Raw genomic sequence first — 17,972 nt, 5'->3', positions numbered from 1 at the left:
CGCGTCGGATCATTCCTCGCCCGTCGCGCTGGCGGGGCGTGCCTTGTCGGGGGTGGTGCCGGTGCCGGCAAACGGCGTCAGGCGGAACGTGACCCGGGTGGGACCGGTGCCGGTGCGGTACTGGGGCAGCGGCTTGCCGAACTCGCTCCACTGCGTATCGCCACCGACGCCCCATTGCGCGGCATCCACGAGCAACGTGACCTGTCCGTGCGGCACGACGTCGGTCGACTTCCACGTCCCCGGTGCGTGGCGATCGAGGTCGGCATAGGGGAAGGCGAGCGCGTTCATCATCAGCGGTCGGTCACCCTGTACGCGCAGCCCGCGTCCCGCGCCCGACAACTCCATCCAGCGCACGTCGACCTTGTTGCCGGTTTCCTGCGGACGGATGAAGTCGTGATTCTGTTCGGCGATGCGCCCGCGCCACAGCCCGATCGGGGCCGATCCCTTGCGGTCGACATAGCTTTCGTGCGGACCGCGGCCATACCATTCGACGTCGGTGAGGTCGGTCGGCAGGGCAAGGGCCAGCCCGACGCGGAACGGTGGCGGCAAGTCGGCCCTGATCGGGGTCAGCGTTCCGTCGACCGCGACCGATCCGTCGGCGGCCATCGTGTAGCGCGTGTCGAACCGCGCCGCGCCGTCGCCGAGGCTATAGCCGACCGTCACGGTTCCGGCGGCACGATCGGCGCGGATCGCGGTGACAGTGCGCGCGTCGCTCATCGCCTTCCACATCGCCAGCTGCTTTTCGGTGCCGATGCCGATGTCGTTGTCGGTTACCGCGCGCCAGAAATGCGGGACGCCGCCTGTCGCAAGGACCCGGCCGTCCTTGGCGTAGCGGCGGATCAGGCCGGTCTTGCGGTCGATCTCAAGCGTGGTCGCGCCGGCGGCGAGGACGAAGGCGTCGCCGCTCTGGCGCAGCGTCACGGCCCCGCTGCCCGCGGCAGGGGCGACGGTTGGCGTTCCGGCCAGTGCGAACTGTTCGAATCCAACCAGCGTACCGCCGGGCACCAGCGGTACGGCGTCCGCCTTCGTCCGGACGTGGACCGTCACGAAATATTCAGCGTCCGCCCGGCGCTGGACGGTGGCCAGCGGCACGGTGACGGTCTCCGCCCGACGCGCGCCGGTCGTCAGCGGGGGCAGGCCACCGGCGGCGACCGGCACGCCGTTTTCCAGCACTTCCCAGTCGAACGCGAAGCCCGACAGGTCGCGGAAATCATGCCGGTTGCGCACCGTCAGCCGTCCGGTTGCCGGATCGAAGCCGTCGAACTGGACGGGCGAATAGACCTTGCGCAGCTCGTAGAGTTGCGGATTGGGCGTCCGGTCGGATTGCAGCAATCCGTCGCCGAATTCGATCTCGCCGCCCGGATTGGGACCATATTCGCCGCCATCGCCCCAGTAACGGCGGCCATCCCTGGTATAGCGGTACATCGACTGGTCGACCCAGTCCCAGGCAAACCCGCCCTGCAGCTTGTTGGGATAGGCGTAGATCGTGTCCCAATATTCCTGCAGGTTGCCGCCCGACTGGCCCATCATGTGCGCATATTCGCACTGGATCAGCGGCTGCCGGAAATTCCAGTTCTTCGCATAATCCGCCATCTTGATCGCCGGGTCGTACATCGGGGCATAGATGTCGGCATACCAGTTGGGTCGGTGGTCATGGATGCCGTCCCACGTACCCCAGCCGAGGTAGCTGACGAGACGGCCGGGATCGCGCGCCTTCGCGGCCGCTGCCGCCGCCTCGAAATTGGGGCCGATGCCTGCCTCGTTCCCCAGCGACCAGAAAATGATCGATGGATGGTTCTTGTCGCGTTCGACCATGTTGGCGACGCGATCGACATGCGCGGCGCGCCACGCGGGATCGAAGCCGATCTGCAACCGGGCGCGCTCATCGGGGTGCTTGTTCGCGTAATCCATGTACGCGTGGCTTTCGACATTCGCCTCGTCCATCACATACAGGCCGTAGCGATCGGCCAGTTCGTAGAGATACGGATCGTTGGGATAGTGCGACGTCCGAACCGCATTAATATTGTTGCGCTTCATCAGCTGGATGTCGTGTTCCATCGATGCGCGGCTGACGACGTGGAAGGTTTCGGGATCGTGTTCGTGACGGTTGACGCCGCGGATCGTGATCGGTTTTCCGTTCACCGAAACGAGACCGTTCCTGAGCTCGACGGTACGAAAGCCGATGCGGCTGGCGGTCGATTGCAGCACGGTGCCCCGCGCGTCGGCCAGTTCGACGATCAGGGTGTAGAGATCGGGCGTCTCGGCGGTCCATGGCCGTACGCCCGGCACCGATCCGGTCAGCGTCGCCACCCGCTCCGCCGTGCCGGCGGGCACGCCAACGCGTCCCTCGGCGATCGTGCGGTCGCCGTCACGCAGCATGTAGCGCGCCGTCGTCGCTGCGCCGGGCGTCACCGCCAGGTCGACCGCGAGCGTGCCGTCGCGATAGGCGGCGTCGAGACCGGCATGGACGAAGACGTCGCGCACACGGGTTTTCGGCGCGGCCATCAGATAGACTTCGCGCTCGATCCCCGACACGCGCCAGAAATCCTGATCCTCCAGATAGCTGCCGTCCGCCCAGCGGATGACCTGGATCGCGACGGTGTTGCGCCCCGGCGTGACGAAGCGGGTGACGTCGAACTCGCTCGGGAGCTTCGAGTCCTCGGCATAGCCGACCTTTTGCCCGTTGACCCAGACATAATAGGCCGCGCCCGCCGCCCCGATGTGCAGCACCACGTCGTCGCCGCTCCACCCTGCCGGCAGCGCCACGTCGCGGCGATAGGAACCGACCGGGTTGGTCGCGTGCGGGATCAGCGGGCGATTGGCGGGAAAGGGATAGGTGATGTTGTTGTAGCGCGCCTGATCATAGCCTTCGGTCTGCCACATCGCCGGCACCTTGATGCTCTTCCACCCCGACACGTCGTAATCGGGGCGTTCGAACCCCGTCGGCACGTCGGTGGTGTTGGGCGAGAAGGCGAATTTCCATTCGCCGTTCAGCGACAGGAAGCGTGCGGACTTCGTGCGGTCCCCCGCCAGCGCCTTTGCGCGGCTTTCGAACGGAAAACCGGTCGCGCGCGCCGGCATCCGCCCGACATAATTCACGGAAGGATTCTCCCAGTCGGGACGGGCAGGATCGACCTGCACCGGATCGACGCGGGGGGCGTCGCTCTGCGCCGATGCGATCCCCGCGACGGTCATCGCCACGACGGCAACGCCGATCCTCAACATGGTACGCATCCGCTTCTCCCTATTTACCGATTCTTGTCGAATATCGAGTGTCACCCGCGCCGGCCACCGGCGGCGCAATGGCGGGCGATGAAGGCGTCGTGCGCCGGCATCTGTGCAGCCGCAGCGGCGACGACCGCGCCGATCCGCTGCAACCGCGCGGCGGCGGCGTCCAGCGGCATGGCATCGGCCAACGGATCATGCGTCCATGCGCCCAGGCCCTGACCGTCCATCACCGCCAGCCAGCTCGTCTTCGTGAACAGCTCGTCGCCCTCGCGGTAGACGCGGCCGGTGCGGGCATAGATGGCAAGCCGTTCGGCCAGCGTCTCCGGGATCGGGCGTTCGGCCTGGTCACGCCAATAGCCGGTGTCGCGCCGGTCGCTGGCGTGGAAATGCAAGATCACGAAATCGCGGACCTGATCGAACTCGGCGGCCATCAACCGGTTGTACCGCGCGGTATCGGCCGGATCGCAGGCGCGCGTCGGCAGCATTTCCAGCAACCGCGCGATGCCCGCCTGAACGAGGTGGATCGAGGTGGATTCGAGCGGTTCGAGGAACCCGCCGGACAGGCCGAGCGCCACGCAATTGCCGACCCAGAACCGGTCGCGTCGCCCGGTACGGAACCGCAGGGGGCGGGGATCGGCCAGTGCCGGTCCGTCGAGATTGGCGAGCAGGGTGGCCGCCGCCTCGTCATCGGACACATGCTGGCTGGAATAGACATAGCCGTTGCCGGTGCGATGCTGCAGCGGGATGCGCCACTGCCACCCGGCGGCACGCGCGGTGGAGCGGGTGAAGGGGCAGGGTGGGCCGGCATTGGCAGAGGGGACGGCGACCGCGCGATCGTTGGGCAGCCAGTGGCTCCAATTCTCGAACCCGGCATTCATCGCCCCTTCGATCAGCAGGGCGCGAAAGCCCGAACAGTCGATGAAGAAATCCGCATCGATCCGCCGGCCATCGGCCAGCACGACGGCGTCGATAAACCCGCTGGCATCGTCCCGGGCAACATCGACGATCCGCCCTTCGATCCGCACGACGCCGGCCGCTTCGGCGCGGGTACGCAGGAACCGGGCATAGAGGCCGGCGTCGAAGTGAAACGCATATCCGATCTGGGCGAGCGGGGTGTTGCCGGGCTGTGGCCGCTGGAACCGCCCGGCGTGTGCGGCAGCGGCACAGATCGAATAGTCGGCGAGCGGCCCGGCCTGTCCGGCAGCGCGCAGCCGTCGCCATGTCGACTCGAACGGGACCGCGCCGGCATCGATGCCATACACGCCGAACGGATGGAAATAGCGATGGCCGACCCGGCCCCAGTCGTGGAAATCGATACCGAGCTTGAACGTGCCCTGCGTCGCGCGGACGAAGTCGTCCTCGTCGATGCCGAGCATCGCGTTGAACGCCTGGATCGGCGGGATCGTCGCTTCCCCGACGCCGATCGTGCCGATCTCCTCGGATTCGATCAGGGTGATGGTCGGGCCGTGCGGTCCCAGCAGACGCGACAGCGCGGCAGCGGCCATCCAGCCGGCGGTGCCGCCGCCGACGATCGCGATCCGGCGCAGCGGGCCATCGGCACGGACGCTCACGCCGCGATCCGGCATTGCAGGAACAGATTGCCGGTCAGCCGGCCGCGCCGCGGATCGGCGGCATCGGCGGGCAGCGCTGTGATCGCCCCCGAATGAAGCAGCGCCGCGCGGTAGAGGATCAGGCGGTCGGGCACCGCATCGACCGTGTCGATCACCTCGAACGGGCCATCGCTGCCATCGGCATAGGCGGCGGGTACATCGGCGATCTGCGCGTCGAGCGCGGCGCGAAAGGTCGCCAAGCGCTCCGCGTCGATCGTCTCGAACCCGGTGGTGCGGTGGCGAAAGAAACGGGTGCCGTCGCCATTGGCCGACGACAGGAAATGGACGGTCGCGAATTGCAGCCGGTCGGCGGAATCGACATGCGGCACGCGCTGGTCGGGGCTGAGCGCGTCGGGGGCGAGCGTGACGAGCGAGAAATTGCCGCGGGCGCGGGCCGGCCGGACCGGGACACCGGTGAAATGCGCCGCGATCAGCGGCAGGACGAGGCGGACCATGGCGTCGACATAGGCCGTCGGCGCTGGTCCGAGCAGACCGGGATAGAAGCTGCCGACCTCCGTCGCCGGCGCGAAGCGCGATCGTGTCGCCGCGAAATCGACCAATGCGTCGCGCTGTCCGGTCGCACGGTCGATGACGACCACCGGTTCGCGTTCGCGACCGACATGGCGGACGGTGATGGCGGGCGGGGCGACGGCGATCGGGGCGGACGACATGACATATCCGATAGCGCAAAAAGGGTCGGCGTGGCGAACCACGCCGACAGGGGAGGGAACGTCCGGGCGACGGGACGAGCGGTTCGTCCCGCCGCCTTGTCCTTAGTATGTCGCGCGGAGCGACAGGCCGAAGCGACGATCGTTGAGCTGATATTGCAGCGGCTGCGCCTCGGTCTGGATGTAGGTGACGTTCATCCGGTTGTTCAGGTTCACGACGTCGGCCGACACCGCGAGGTGTTCGTTCAGGTTGACGCTGATCGACGCATCGAGCGAGGCATAGGGCTTGGCATATTGCGCATAGCCGTTGGCGCCGCTGCCCGTCGTGGTGTCGAGATAGTTCGACCGCCAGCTCCACGCGACGCGCGCCGTGACCGGACCCTTTTCGTACAGGCCGATCAGATTGTAGCTATGCTTCGACAGCTTTTCGAGCGGCAGTTCCGGCGGCAGGTTCGAGTTGGCCACGCCGGTGGGGTTCGAGACGCTGGAGTCCACATAGGTGTAGTTCGCCTGGACACCTAATCCGCTCAACATCCCCGGCAGGAAGTCGAAGAACTGCTGATACGCGATTTCCGCGCCCTTCACCGTGCCGTTGCCCGCATTCACCTGCGTGCTGACGAGGTAACGCCGACCCTGATACGTCTGTTCATAGAAGCCGGGTGCAAGGAAGCCGTCGACCTTCTTGTAGAACAGGCCACCGGTCAGCGACCCCGCCCGCGCGAAGTACCATTCCGCCGTCACGTCGAAATTGTTCGAGGTGATCGGGCTAAGGCGCGGGTTGCCCGCACTGGCGCTCGCCCGGCCCTGCGTATCGAGCTGGTTCGGGTTGTTCAGCGTGAGGTTCGTCGAGAGCTGATCGAAATTGGCGCGTGCCAACCCCTTCGAGTAGGCGAAGCGCATCTGGAACTGATCGGTTATCCGCGCGCGCAGGTTCACGCTGGGCAACGCCTTGGTATAGCTGTTGCCCGCCGAGAACGGCGTGGTGACGACGCTGGTCACGCCATTGTTGACGACGGTCGCGAACGCAGCGCCTTCGGACGTCGTGTCGGTCTTGATCAGGCGGATGCCTACGCCGCCATCGATGCGGATACCGCCTGCGTCGAACGCATAATCGGCCACTGCCCAGGCGGTGTAGGTTTTCTCGGTCTGCTGGTTGAGATCGCCGGGCGTGAAGGCATCCTTGGTCCTCGCGCCGAGCAGGGCGTACAGCGCCTTGGTCTGTGCCCAGACGCCGTCGCCCGCGGGGAAAGCAGGGTAAAGCAGGCCGCCCGTCACCGACTTACCGTCGAACCAGTTCTTGGACGGGCCGGGCATCGAAAGCTGCGGGTTGCGGGAAAGCGGGATCAGCGGCGTACCGGCCGGAGCCGAGCACGACGCATCCGGTCCCAGCGCGGTGACGCAGAGGCCGTTCCACGTCCCGCGCAAATCGATGCTGTTGTCCGCATACCGCCCGCCAGCGCGCAGCTTCTGCAGGAAACCGCCTTCGACGTCATATTCGATGTCGTAGGCGAGCGCGAGCGTGTCGGCATCATTGCGCTGCAACGAGTCGGCGATGAACGGCGTGGTATAGTTTGCCGGTGTGTTGAGCAGCGCGGGGTTGGTCACATTCCAGCGCGGGTATTTGCCGCGCAGATCGAAGATGACGCCCGTTGCATTCGGCGTGGTCAGCGACGTCTGCCCGCTCCGGGTATAGAGCGAAATGACGTGGCCGTTCCGGTCGGCATTGTAATAGGACTTCAGATACTGGACGTCGAAATTGACCTTTGCCCGCTCCGTCGCCTGCCAGCCGACGTTGAAGGTATAGTTCTGGCTGGCGCTCCACAGTTCCTGATCGAAACGGCCGGTTTCAAACGTCTGCGGGGCGATTGTGCCGCTGGTCGCATAGCCTTCGTCGTTGAACGTGAAGGGGGCACCGGGCAGGGCGCGTGCAGCGTAGAAGGTTTGGACGCCGTTGACGAACGTGTCCGAGATATTGTTCGCGTCGTAGTAGTAAGCGCCCGTGCGGTTGAACCAGTATTTGGTCCCCTGATATTGGGCGGTGACCAGCACGTCGTCATTGGCCTGCCACTGCACGGCGGCCGCAACGCCCAGACGCTTGCGGTCGCCGCTGTCGTCATAGACTTCGAAGCCATAGGGAATCTTCGCATTGGCCGGCGCACCGGTGATCGTGCCCGGCTGGGCATTGCCGAACGGACCGGCCAGCAGGCCGTCCTGCCGATACTGGCTCTTTGAATATACCGCGTTCAGCAGCAACCCGATCTCGCCGATGCCGGTGTCGTAGCGATTGCTGTACAACCCCGAGATCGAGCCGCCGAATTTGTCGACGCGATCGTAATAGTTGCCGCGCGCGGTCATCGAGATGACCTGACCCGCCGTGTCGAACGGCTTGCGGGTGCGCAGGTTGACCGCGCCGCCGACGCCGCCCTCGATGATCTCGGCAGGCGCGTTCTTGTAGACGTCGACGCCCGAAAGCAGTTCGGGTGGAATCCCTTCGAGATCGAACGCACGGCCGCCCGAAGCGGAGTAGACCGCACGGCCGTCGAGCAGGTTCTGCGTCTGCGTCAGGCCACGCACTGCGATGGCGGGCGAGGTGCGGTGATCGAAATCGGTGGCACCTTCGCCGTAGCGGCGCTGGATCTGGACGCCGGTGATGCGTTGCAGGGCTTCCGTCGTGTTCACGTCGGGAAGCTTGCCGATGTCCTGCGCGCTGATCGAGTCCACGATCTGGTTGGAATTCTGCTTGATCGCCTGCGCCGTGCCGAGGCTGGCGCGCACGCCGGTGACGACGATATCCTGCCCATCACCCGCGGTCGTATCGGCGGTAGTCTCGGCTGCCGACTGCGCCGACGCCGCGGCAGCGAACCCGCCGGCGGTCATCAACGAAACGCTCGCCAAAAGGGCGTGCCTGAAGGTCTTCATATACCTCTCCCCATATCTGACCCTGAATCGAGCCTTGTCTGACATATTAACGTATAAGATTTTTATGACAATACGGAATCGCACGGCTCGACGCAGCTTTGCCTTCGCGGCTATGCTGAAAAAAATCGGGAGAGGGGGCAATGGCTCTGCGCAACGGCGGACAGCCGGCGAACGTTGTATTGGCACGCCGTATGGGCGTGGCGATCGTCACCGGCCGCCACGAGCCGGGCAGTTATCTGCCTGGTGAAATCGACCTCGCCGAGGGTTTCAGCGTATCGCGCAGTGTCATCCGCGAGTCGCTGCGAATGCTGGCTGCCAAGGGCCTGGTCGAAAGCCGGCCCAAGGCGGGGACCCGCGTTCGTGAACGACAGGAATGGAACCTGCTCGATCCAGAACTACTTGGCTGGATGTTTGAGGGTGAGCCTCCGTCGTTGGCGTTCGTGCGCAGTCTGTTCCAGCTTCGTATGATCGTAGAGCCGGCGGCGGCGGAATTGGCGGCGGTTTCCCGTACGGCGCGCCAGTTGACACGGATGGGCCATGCACTTGAGGAGATGGCGCGGCTTGGCCTTGACAGCGAGGCAGGGCAGGCGGCCGATCAGAGTTTTCATGCCATCATCCTCGAGGCCACCGGCAACGAATTGCTGGTCAGCCTGTCAGGGAGCATTGCGGCGGCGGTGCGGTGGACCACGCTTTTCAAATACCGTGCCGGCACGCCGCGCGACCCTGTAATGGAGCATCAGGCATTGTTCGAAATGATCGCGCGCAGCGACGGCGCGGGAGCGCGTGCAGCAACCGAATTGCTTGTCGATCTTGCTCGACAGGATACCGAACGTGCCATGGCAATATGTCTGTCAAATTAAGAGTAAGGGAATCTTTGCCTAGGTATTCATTACGGTTTCGCACCGAAATAACTACTTTGTCAGACAAGAAATCAACAAGATATTGGGACGTTCGCTTCCCCTGTCGTCAAACGGCAACCAAAACTGCCCAGTATTGCCAACCATGAGCGCGGGTAAGACAACGGGCCGGATCAAGCCCGTCCGTTGCCGTTTGAGGCCGGCAACGATGCGGTCAAGGTAACGTACGCAGGCGACGAACGTGGCCTTTCGGTCCCTACGCGGCAGGAATCGAGCGAGCCTGACCGATGGCGAAGAACAGCGTCTCGTTGAGCAGTTCGTCGCACATGCGACCGTCGAAGCTCTCGACGAACCCGTTCGACGCCGGCTCGCCCGGCATGATATCATGCCACTGGACATCCGCATCGTCCAACCGGGCCAGTACTGGATTCGAGGGGATAGGGGTGCCTGAGCTGCTGCCGATCCCATGGACACCAAGTTAGGCTACATGAGCCTGCTTCTCGAAGTCCATGGGGCTGAGATAGCCTAAGGTCGAGTGCCTGCGTGTGGGATTGTAGAAGCGCTCGATATAATACGAAGCGCATCATGCGGCATCGGCNATGAGCTGCTGCCGATCCCATGGACACCAAGTTAGGCTACATGAGCCTGCTTCTCGAAGTCCATGGGGCTGAGATAGCCTAAGGTCGAGTGCCTGCGTGTGGGATTGTAGAAGCGCTCGATATAATCGAACACGTCCTGCCTTGCGTCGTTGCGCGTGCGGTAGGTTTCGCGCGCGATGCGTTCGGTCTTCAGTGACGAGAAGAAGCTCTCCATCGCAGCGTTGTCCCAGACGTTGCCCGACCGGCTCATCGAGCAGGTGACGCCGTTGTCGGCCATTAGCCGCTGGAACTGCTCGCTGGTATATTGGCTGCCCTGGTCCGAGTGGTGCAGCAGCGCATCGGGTTTGCCACGCCGCCAGATCGCCATGACCAACGCGTCGGTGACGAGTTGCGCCGTCATCGTTTCGCTCATCGACCAGCCGACCACCCGCCGTGAGAACAGGTCGATCACCGCAGCGGCGTACAGCCATCCTTCGGCGGTCCAGATGTAGGTGAAGTCGGCCACCCACTTCTGGTTGGGCGCATCGGCGCTGAACTGCCGATCGAGCACATTGCCGGCGATGACCGAACGCACACCATCGTCCTTGGGGAGACCCCGACGACGCGGGCGTGCCATCAACCCGTGCAGACGCATCAGCCGCTCGACACGATGCAGGCCACAGGAAAGGCCTTCGGCCAAGAGATCATGCCAGACGCGACGCGCACCGTAGGTTCGGTAGCTGGAGATGAAGCTGGCGCGGATCTTCCCTGCATACACTTCGTCGCTGCGCGACCGGACACTTGGCGCCCGCACGAGCCAGGCGTGGAAGCCACTGCGCGAGACATCGAGCGCCCCGCAAAGCCACGACACCGGCCAGATCCCTCGATGCTTTGCGATGAACCCGAACCTCATATCGAGTCCCTGGCAAAGTAGGCCGCGGCTTTTTTTAGGATGTCACGTTCGGCCTTCATCCGGGCCAACTCGCGGCGCAGCCGCTCAATCTCCTGCTGCTCCGGCTTCATTTGGCCGTTGCCGGGAAACGCCGACTGAGGATCAGCTTCCGCTTCGCGGACCCATTTGCGCAGCACGTTCTCGTGCAGCTCCAGATCGCGCGCGGCCTGCGCCACCGCCACACCCCTTTCGCGGACCAACTTCACCGCCTCCAGCTTGAACTCTCGGCTGAACTTCCGTCGTTGCATTTACACCCTCCGGTTCCGAAAACACCTTATCTTGGTGTCCACGAAACCGGCAGCAGCTCAATGCAACCCTATGCCGTCCTGACCCGTACAGCGCATCGATGCCGGGAAGCACTACCTGAGCGACGGTGTTGGCCGGTACGGTGAGGTCAAGCAACGCTTGTCGGCCGTCGTGCCGCCACGCCACCACGATCCTGCCGGACGCGCTGTCGAGCGAGGTGGTGGCGGACCTGAAACGCGGGTCGAGGACGGGGGCGACGCGGAACCGCTGGAAACCGGGCTCGATCGGCTCGATCCCGCCGATCCTGCGGTAAAGGAACGAGCAGACCGCCCCGAACGCATAGTGATTGAACGAATTCATTGATACGTCGCCAACGTCGCTGTTCCAGCGTTCCCATGTCGTCGTCGCGCCGCGCGTCACCATATAGCCCCATGACGGATAGCCGGTGCGCAGCAGCAGATCGAACGCCAGCGGCGCGTGCCCCGCATCGACCAGCGCATCGAGCGCCAGCGGCGTGCCAAGGAAGCCGGTCGTCAGGAGCCGACCGCGCCGGATCACTTCGGCGGCAAGGCGTTCCCCCGCGCGAGCGCGTAACGCATCCGGCACGAGTCCAAGCCGCAGCGCGAGGATGTAGCCGGTGTGGCTGCCGTTGCCGACCGTGCTATCTGCGCCAACGAACGCGGCCATGAATGCCGCGCGCGTCCGTGCTGCCTTTTGGTGCCATTGTCGGGCATCGGCGCGTCCGGTCCACATTGCCATCTGCGCCATTTGGTCGAGCGACCGGGCCAGCATCGCGGTCGAGATCAGCGGCTTGGGTGTCGTCTCGTCGCCGGGCCACTTGGCGTCCAGCGCCAGCCAATCCCCCAGATCGGCACCACGCCCCTTGTTCCAGATGCCGTCGGGATTCGTCGCGAGGATACCGTCGCAATAGGCGGCCATCGCCGCCCAATTGTCGTCTACCACCGACCGGTCGCCGGTGTGCAGATAATCGACAAAGGGCAGCATGACGCCGGCATCGGCCCAGCCCGGCGTCGGCGTGTCGGTTCCCCAGCCCAGCCCCTTGGGAGACGGCGACCACATCGGGAACGCACCGTTCGCCGCCTGGTCGTCACGGAGCATCCGGGTGAACGACCGCGTGAAACCCGATACATCCATGTTGAATGCCGCCGTGTCCCAAAAGACCTGCGCATCCCCCGTCCAGCCGAGCCGTTCGTCGCGCTGCGGGCAGTCGGTAGGGTTGCCGCGGAAGTTCGACCGCTGGCTCCATAGCGTATTGAGCCACAGCTTCTGCACCACCGGCTGATCGGTGGCGAAGGTGCCGATCTCGGGCAGATCGCTGGAAACGACCAGCGCGGTGACCATGGCGGCGGTCAGGTCGTCGAGGCCGTCAATCCGGGCGTAGCGAAAGCCCTGGAAGGTGAAAGCGGGCTCCAGCACCTCCCCCGCTTCGCCCGCAAGGACGTAGCGATCCTGGGCACGGGCGACGCGCAGGTTGCGGCGGTCGAGAACACCCTCCTTCGTCAGGATTTCGGCATGGGTGACGACCACCTCGCGACCGGCCTGCCCCGTCACGGACAGGCGCACGCGGCCAGCGAAATTCTGTCCGAAGTCGACGATGTGCAAGTCCGGACCGATCCGACGAATCGTCGCAGCCGGAACGGTGCGGGTGATGCGGATCGGCGGTCCGAGCGGGGCAGCCAGTGCGGCATCGGGGGTGGGCGCATCCCATACCGGGAGCCATGCGTCGTCATCGAAGCCGGGCGACGCCCAGCCCGCCGGCCAGCGCCGCCGGTCGTGGTCCTCGCCGGCGTAGATCTCCGACATCGTGATCGGCGCTTCGTGGTGCCGCCATTCGCCATCGGTGACGACATGCGCGCCCTCGCGGCTGCCCGCGGTCTCGATCATCAGCCGCAGCCGGCGGGGGGCCGGACCATAGGCGTAGCGGCCATCGGGTGCCTGATAGCTGGCATAGAAGCCGTCGCCGACCATCACGCCGACCACATTCTCGCCGGCCCGCAACAGGCGCGACACGTCATAGGTGCGATAGGGGATGTGCCGACGATACTCCGCCGGCTCGGACTGGAGCTCATCGTCGCCGACCCGGATGCCGTTGATCCAGATGCGGTAGCTGCCCAGCGCCGCGACGTGGAGACGCACGGCACGCGGCACGGTGGCCAGATCGAACTGCCGGCGCATCAGCCGCGCCGGTGTGGGCGGCCAAGCGAAATGCGGCTGTTGCGGGTCGATCGGCGCAGCCTGCCATCCTCCGGCAGCGTCCGCCACTTCCCAGCCATCGACGATGCGACGGACCTCACCGGCCGTCGCGGGCAGCCGCAACTGCGCCGCGATCGATGCGGTCGCTCCGCCATCGCCCTTCCCCGCCGCCACCTCGGCGATCAGTTCATGCCGGCCGGCCGCCAGCGGCAGGACGAAGCGCGCCGCCGGCGGACCGCCATAGGCCTCGGGATGCCAGCCGGGAACGGCGATGGGCACCCCGTCGAGCCGCAGGCCGGTCAGCCGGCTGCGCGTATCGACCACCAGCACGGCATCGCCCGCCGTGCTGGCGAAGCCGAGACGGAACCGCGCCGGCCGCTTCTCGTCGGGCAGGCGCGCGCTCGTCCAGCGCGGCGGCGCGAGGCGGTCGTCCCGCTCCTCCGCCCCCTCGGCGGCCAGCCAGCGTCCCTGCCAGTCCGCCTCGGCCAGCAGCCCGGTCTCCCAGGCGGCCGGCGCGCTCCAGGGAGAGGCGGCGCCGGCCTCGTTCCAGATCCGGACCTGCCAGAAGCAGCGCCTGCGGGCGGCGGGCGGCACGCCGGCGTAGCGGATGCCCGTCGAGGTCGCATCGGCCACCCGACCGCTGTCCCACAGATCGCCCCGGCCCGAGGCCAATATCGCGGGATCGCCGGCCACCCGGACGTGGAACGCCGTCTGGCGTGTGCCAGCGGGGCCCTCGACACGCCATGACAGCATGGGCTGCACGTCGCCCACGGCCAGCGGGTCTTGCAGACTCGCGGTCCGCAGTCCAACCGCCCGCAGGCGTCCGTTGCCCGCGCCGCCTGCCGGACCCGCCAGCATCGCAGCGCCAGCACCGGCACCCGTCGTCATCAGCATCCTACGACGGTTCATCGACGCCATTGCGCTATCCTCCCTATGTTCGACCCTATTCTCGTTTGACCGGATCTTCGATGCTACAGGCCGTTCTCGCGCTATAGCAGGTCGGGAGTGGCATCGGCATTCTCAGAATGCCTTGCGCAGGCCGAGCAGGAACAGCCGTCCGTCGAGGATGCCGTTGGCCCTTGACGCTGCGGCGGTGGGTACGTTCGCGGCGAAGGTTGCCGGACGTTCCGCCGAACTCGGCAGCACCCGACAAATGCTCTACCATCCCGCCAGGCCCAAGGCCGGATCAGGTCGAACGCTGAAAAAATATCGGCAAGACGCAATCGATGAGAGGAATATCCATGATGAAGGCCATCGGACGATCATTGTCGATTGCTGTTGCCATGGCGGCCGCCGGCCCGGCGCGGGCGCAGATGCCAGACACGATCCTGTACGGCGTCGCCTATTACGATGAATATACGCCGGTCGACCGTGTCGACGACGATGCGCGGATGATGAAGGCGGCCGGGATCAGCGTCGTCCGCATTGCGGAATCGACGTGGGGCACGCTGGAACCGCAGCCCGGGGTGTTCGACTTCCGTCATGTCGACCGGATGCTGGCCGCGATGCACCGGCAGAGCATCAAGGTAATCGTGGGAACGCCGACCTATGCCGTGCCGACCTGGCTCGCGCGCCAGCACCCGAACGTGCTGGTCGTTCGCCCCGATGGCATCCGTGCGCAGTACGGCCCGCGGCAGAACATGGACATCACCGATCCCGATTATCGTGCGGCGGCCGAGCGGGTGATCGTCGCGCTGGTCAATCACGTGAAAGACCATCCGGCGGTAATCGGCTACCAGCTCGACAACGAGACCAAGGCCTACAACACCAGCGGCCTTGCGGTGCAGGCCGCCTTTGCGCGCGCGATCCGGCTGAAGTGGCCGGACCTCAATGCTTTGAACAAGGCATGGGGCCTTGATTACTGGTCGAACCGGATCAACCGGTGGGAGGATTTCCCGTCGACCAACGGGTCGATCAACGCCAGCATGTCGGGTGCCTTCGCCGCCTATCAGCGCAGCCTCGTCACCGATTTCCTGACGTGGCAGGCCCAATTGGTGCGCGCCCATGCCCGCCCCGGGCAGTTCCTGACGCAGAATTTCGACTTGGGCTGGCGCGGTCATTCTTACGGAATCCAGCCAGAGGTCGATCACTGGAAGGCCGCACGACCGCTCGATATTGCAGGCATCGACATCTATCATCCGAGCCAGGACAAGCTGACCGGCGTCGAGATCGCCTTCGGCGGCGACGTGACCCGCTCGATGCGGAACGGGCAGAATTATCTGGTGCTGGAGACGCAGGCGCAGGGGTTTCCGCACTGGACACCGTATCCCGGCCAGCTGCGGTTGCAGGCGTTCAGCCATCTCGCCTCCGGCGCGCAGATGGTCGAATACTGGCATTGGGCGACTACTGCGAACGCGATCGAGACCTATTGGCGTGGGCTGCTGTCGCAGGACTACAAGCCCAACGCGGCATACGCCGAAGCGAAGGGAATCGGTGCCGATTTCGCCCGGCTCGGGCCGAAGCTTGCCGGGATGACCAAGCGCAACCGGGTGGCGGTCTATGTCAGCAACGCCGCCCAGACCGCCTTCGACGCGTTCAAACCCGACGGCGCGGACTATAATCAGGTCGTTCGCCCCTTCTACGACGCGCTCTACCGGATGAACGTCGAGGCCGACATCCTGTCGCCCGACAGCACCGCCAGCCTCGACGATTACAAGCTCATCCTCGTGCCCGCGCTCTACGCGGCCAGTGATGCCGAGATTGCCCGGCTCAACGACTACGCCCGGCGCGGCGGTCATCTGCTCTACACCTTCAAGAGCGGTTTTTCGGACGAGAACACCAAGGTCCGCTATGCCACGCAGCCAGGCGCGATCGCGGAGGCGGCCGGCGTCACCTACCAGGAATTCACCATCCCCGTCGGTGTCAAGCTGGCGGACAATCCGTTCGAGGTCGCAGACGCGGACAATGCGCCGCGATGGTGGATGGAAATGCTGAAACCCACGACCGCACAGGTGGTCGCACGGTATAAACATCCGTCATGGCCGGCGGCAGCGGCGATGACCCGCAACAACTGGGGCAAGGGCGAGGTCAGCTATGTCGGCTTCATGCCGAGCGATGCGCTGGCGGAAAAGATCGTGGCAGCCGAGGTCGCGCGGGCAGGTGTCATGCCGTCGGTTCCGGGGGCACGCTTTCCAGTGATCGTTCGTGGTGGTAGGCTTACGAACGGCCATATGGTCCGCTATGTCCTCAACTATTCGTCCAATCCGCAAACCATGACTGCTCCTCGCGCAGGCATTGAACTGCTGCACGGACAAAAGGTAGTGAGCGGCGCAAGCCTAAACTTGGCACCATGGGGTGTGGCCGTTATTGAGGAAGAGTAACGACTGGATTTAGACCGGGTTGCTTTACATAGAAGCCGAGTTGGCGTCGTTGGAGAAACGCTTACCGTTATCCGGTTCTTACGCATGCGAATTCGATAAGCATCGGCTACCGTCGCTTTGAAAGGCTTAATTCGTCCTTCGTGAGATATCGATCGGACGCGTAGTAGCTTCGAAGTTGTTCGACGGTATTCTGATCGGCGCCCTTCAGCCAGCGAGTATGCCAGGTCAGGAACCATAGCCAGTCCGCCGTAGGCCCCAGCAAGGTGGGATCGGGTATCGGACCGTTTTCGTGAAGGCAGATGGGTACGGTGTCGCGCACGATCTGCTTCACCTGCCCGAACATTGGAGCAAGTGCGCCATGGTCGTTGGCGTAGATGTCGGCACCAGCGATGTCGACATATGCTCGGCCAGGATAATAGGCCGCGTCGACGTTCTGCCCTGCCCAACCCAGCACCCAGATCAGATTGTCGAGCGCCATCGACCGCGTGTACGTGTCGTACATGAGCCGCCAAAGCGCCTTGAATGCGTCCGGGCCGTGCTTGCCCCACCAGAACCAGTCACCGCTGAATTCGTGGAACGGACGCCACAGCACGGGAATGCGCTGGTCCCGCAGCTTAGCCAGCAGCGCTCCGGTCTCCTTCATTTGAGCCATCATCTCCCGGTTCTGCGGCGTACCCGGGATCAGCGCACGAGCGACGTCAAAGTCCTTCTTGCTGTTCTCATACCCCGTGCCGACCTCTGGTGATCCCCAATGCCAGCAGATCGAGGCGATACCGCCGGAGCGATGCCACTCGGCTGCGCGTGCGTTGACACCGGCATTGTCCTGCGGGTGAATATAATCGAGCCCCAGCACGGCAGGCAGCTTGCCCGTCTGCTGCTCGATGTACGGTAACTCGTCACGCTCGCTACCGGGAGACTCCTGCTGCCCGGTGAGCGTCTTGCGACCGTAGATCGACCACAAATACCGGTAGAGCGCTTTTGCTTCGGCCGAGGCGGAGGGGTTGCTCAAGGTGCGTTTCGGCACGGCCGCGCCGGCATGTCCGGCAAGCCCGAGCGCCGCCACGCCGCCGGCCATCAACGCGCGCCGGCTCAAGATCATCCCATTCTCTCCATCGTGATCGGGTATCATCGGCAGGCATCTTCCACAGTTCGCTTCCCGGTAGGTACGGAGCCGCTGGCTGAACCTCAAGAAACGGATGTCAAAATCGGAAAGCGGGCAGGCGTCTTCAGATGACTGGAAATTGGCCATCATCACACCGCTAGGTGTTTGATCCCACGGTTTGATGGTGCGATCCTTTCGTTGGAATGGAAGGAAGCCGTATGGGACAGGTTCGTCACGGGAGCGCCACGACCACGCACGCCGTCCGAGCAGCAATACAG

11 protein-coding genes and 1 pseudogene are annotated in these 17,972 nt (G+C 64.9%); 2 read left to right on the top strand and 10 right to left on the bottom strand.

Annotation, left to right across the window (positions count from 1 at the left end; all coding sequences use genetic code 11):
• Positions 1–9: 9 nt before the first annotated feature.
• The 4 genes from ASE90_RS06190 to ASE90_RS06175 form a co-directional block, all read right to left on the bottom strand.
• On the bottom strand, positions 10–3,234 hold the full coding sequence (locus ASE90_RS06190) for a glycoside hydrolase family 2 TIM barrel-domain containing protein (RefSeq protein WP_156361474.1): 3,225 nt from the start codon (positions 3,232–3,234) through the stop codon (positions 10–12).
• Between the two features lie 41 nt (positions 3,235–3,275).
• A complete protein-coding gene (locus ASE90_RS06185; RefSeq protein WP_268795005.1) occupies positions 3,276–4,799 on the bottom strand; it encodes a tryptophan halogenase family protein in 1,524 nt (507 codons plus the stop codon).
• Entirely contained in the window at positions 4,796–5,509 is a 714-nt protein-coding gene (locus ASE90_RS06180; protein ID WP_055997794.1) for a DUF6445 family protein, read from the bottom strand. The genes ASE90_RS06185 and ASE90_RS06180 overlap by 4 nt, the downstream gene beginning before the upstream one ends.
• Before the next feature lie 102 nt (positions 5,510–5,611).
• A complete protein-coding gene (locus tag ASE90_RS06175) occupies positions 5,612–8,425 on the bottom strand; it encodes a TonB-dependent receptor (protein ID WP_235531692.1) in 2,814 nt (937 codons plus the stop codon).
• A 140-nt stretch (positions 8,426–8,565) separates the two neighbouring features.
• Here ASE90_RS06175 and ASE90_RS06170 point away from each other — a divergent pair, with 140 nt between their 5' ends.
• Positions 8,566–9,285, top strand: a complete 720-nt coding sequence (locus tag ASE90_RS06170; protein WP_055997788.1) for a FadR/GntR family transcriptional regulator — start codon at positions 8,566–8,568, stop codon at positions 9,283–9,285.
• Between the two features lie 253 nt (positions 9,286–9,538).
• Here the strand turns inward: ASE90_RS06170 and ASE90_RS19010 are convergent, their stop codons facing one another.
• The 5 genes and pseudogenes from ASE90_RS19010 to ASE90_RS20845 all read right to left on the bottom strand — a co-directional run bounded on the left by ASE90_RS19010 (position 9,539) and on the right by ASE90_RS20845 (position 14,418).
• Positions 9,539–9,694 carry an integrase core domain-containing protein gene (locus ASE90_RS19010; protein WP_082449613.1) on the bottom strand — a complete coding sequence of 52 codons (156 nt, stop codon included), beginning with the start codon at positions 9,692–9,694 and terminating at the stop codon, positions 9,539–9,541.
• 66 nt (positions 9,695–9,760) lie between these two features.
• Positions 9,761–9,853: pseudogene (locus ASE90_RS20970) on the bottom strand (IS3 family transposase); the annotation flags it as partial.
• A 59-nt stretch (positions 9,854–9,912) separates the two neighbouring features.
• Positions 9,913–11,018 (bottom strand): IS3 family transposase gene (locus ASE90_RS06165; protein WP_235531691.1). Its coding sequence is split into 2 segments (ribosomal slippage): positions 9,913–10,811 and positions 10,811–11,018, totalling 1,107 coding nucleotides; the frame shifts between segments, so codons are not numbered across the junction.
• Positions 10,915–14,160 carry an alpha-L-rhamnosidase gene (locus tag ASE90_RS06155; protein ID WP_235531690.1) on the bottom strand — a complete coding sequence of 1,082 codons (3,246 nt, stop codon included), beginning with the start codon at positions 14,158–14,160 and terminating at the stop codon, positions 10,915–10,917. The genes ASE90_RS06165 and ASE90_RS06155 overlap by 104 nt, the downstream gene beginning before the upstream one ends.
• A gap of 132 nt (positions 14,161–14,292) precedes the next feature.
• A complete protein-coding gene (locus ASE90_RS20845; RefSeq protein ID WP_268795004.1) occupies positions 14,293–14,418 on the bottom strand; it encodes a hypothetical protein in 126 nt (41 codons plus the stop codon).
• Between the two features lie 95 nt (positions 14,419–14,513).
• Here ASE90_RS20845 and ASE90_RS06150 point away from each other — a divergent pair, with 95 nt between their 5' ends.
• On the top strand, positions 14,514–16,592 hold the full coding sequence (locus tag ASE90_RS06150; protein ID WP_200910799.1) for a beta-galactosidase: 2,079 nt from the start codon (positions 14,514–14,516) through the stop codon (positions 16,590–16,592).
• Between the two features lie 106 nt (positions 16,593–16,698).
• Here ASE90_RS06150 and ASE90_RS06145 read toward each other — a convergent pair.
• Positions 16,699–17,972, bottom strand: a 1,274-nt coding sequence (locus ASE90_RS06145; protein WP_235531689.1) for a glycosyl hydrolase, incomplete at its 5' end; no start/stop codon positions are given.

The organism is Sphingomonas sp. Leaf67, from assembly GCF_001421965.1.
In the GTDB taxonomy this organism is placed as follows: Bacteria; Pseudomonadota; Alphaproteobacteria; order Sphingomonadales; family Sphingomonadaceae; genus Sphingomonas.
This window is presented reverse-complemented; position numbering and strand designations above follow the sequence as displayed.

Bases quoted from the DNA above. Each gene is read 5' to 3' on its own strand.
- ASE90_RS06170 (WP_055997788.1), top strand. From the start codon at position 8,566: ATGGCTCTGCGCAACGGCGGACAGCCGGCGAACGTTGTATTGGCACGC.
- ASE90_RS06175 (WP_235531692.1), bottom strand. From the start codon at position 8,425: ATGAAGACCTTCAGGCACGCCCTTTTGGCGAGCGTTTCGTTGATGACC.
- ASE90_RS06150 (WP_200910799.1), top strand. From the start codon at position 14,514: ATGATGAAGGCCATCGGACGATCATTGTCGATTGCTGTTGCCATGGCG.
- ASE90_RS06155 (WP_235531690.1), bottom strand. From the start codon at position 14,160: ATGACGACGGGTGCCGGTGCTGGCGCTGCGATGCTGGCGGGTCCGGCA.
- ASE90_RS06180 (WP_055997794.1), bottom strand. From the start codon at position 5,509: ATGTCGTCCGCCCCGATCGCCGTCGCCCCGCCCGCCATCACCGTCCGC.
- ASE90_RS06190 (WP_156361474.1), bottom strand. From the start codon at position 3,234: ATGCGTACCATGTTGAGGATCGGCGTTGCCGTCGTGGCGATGACCGTC.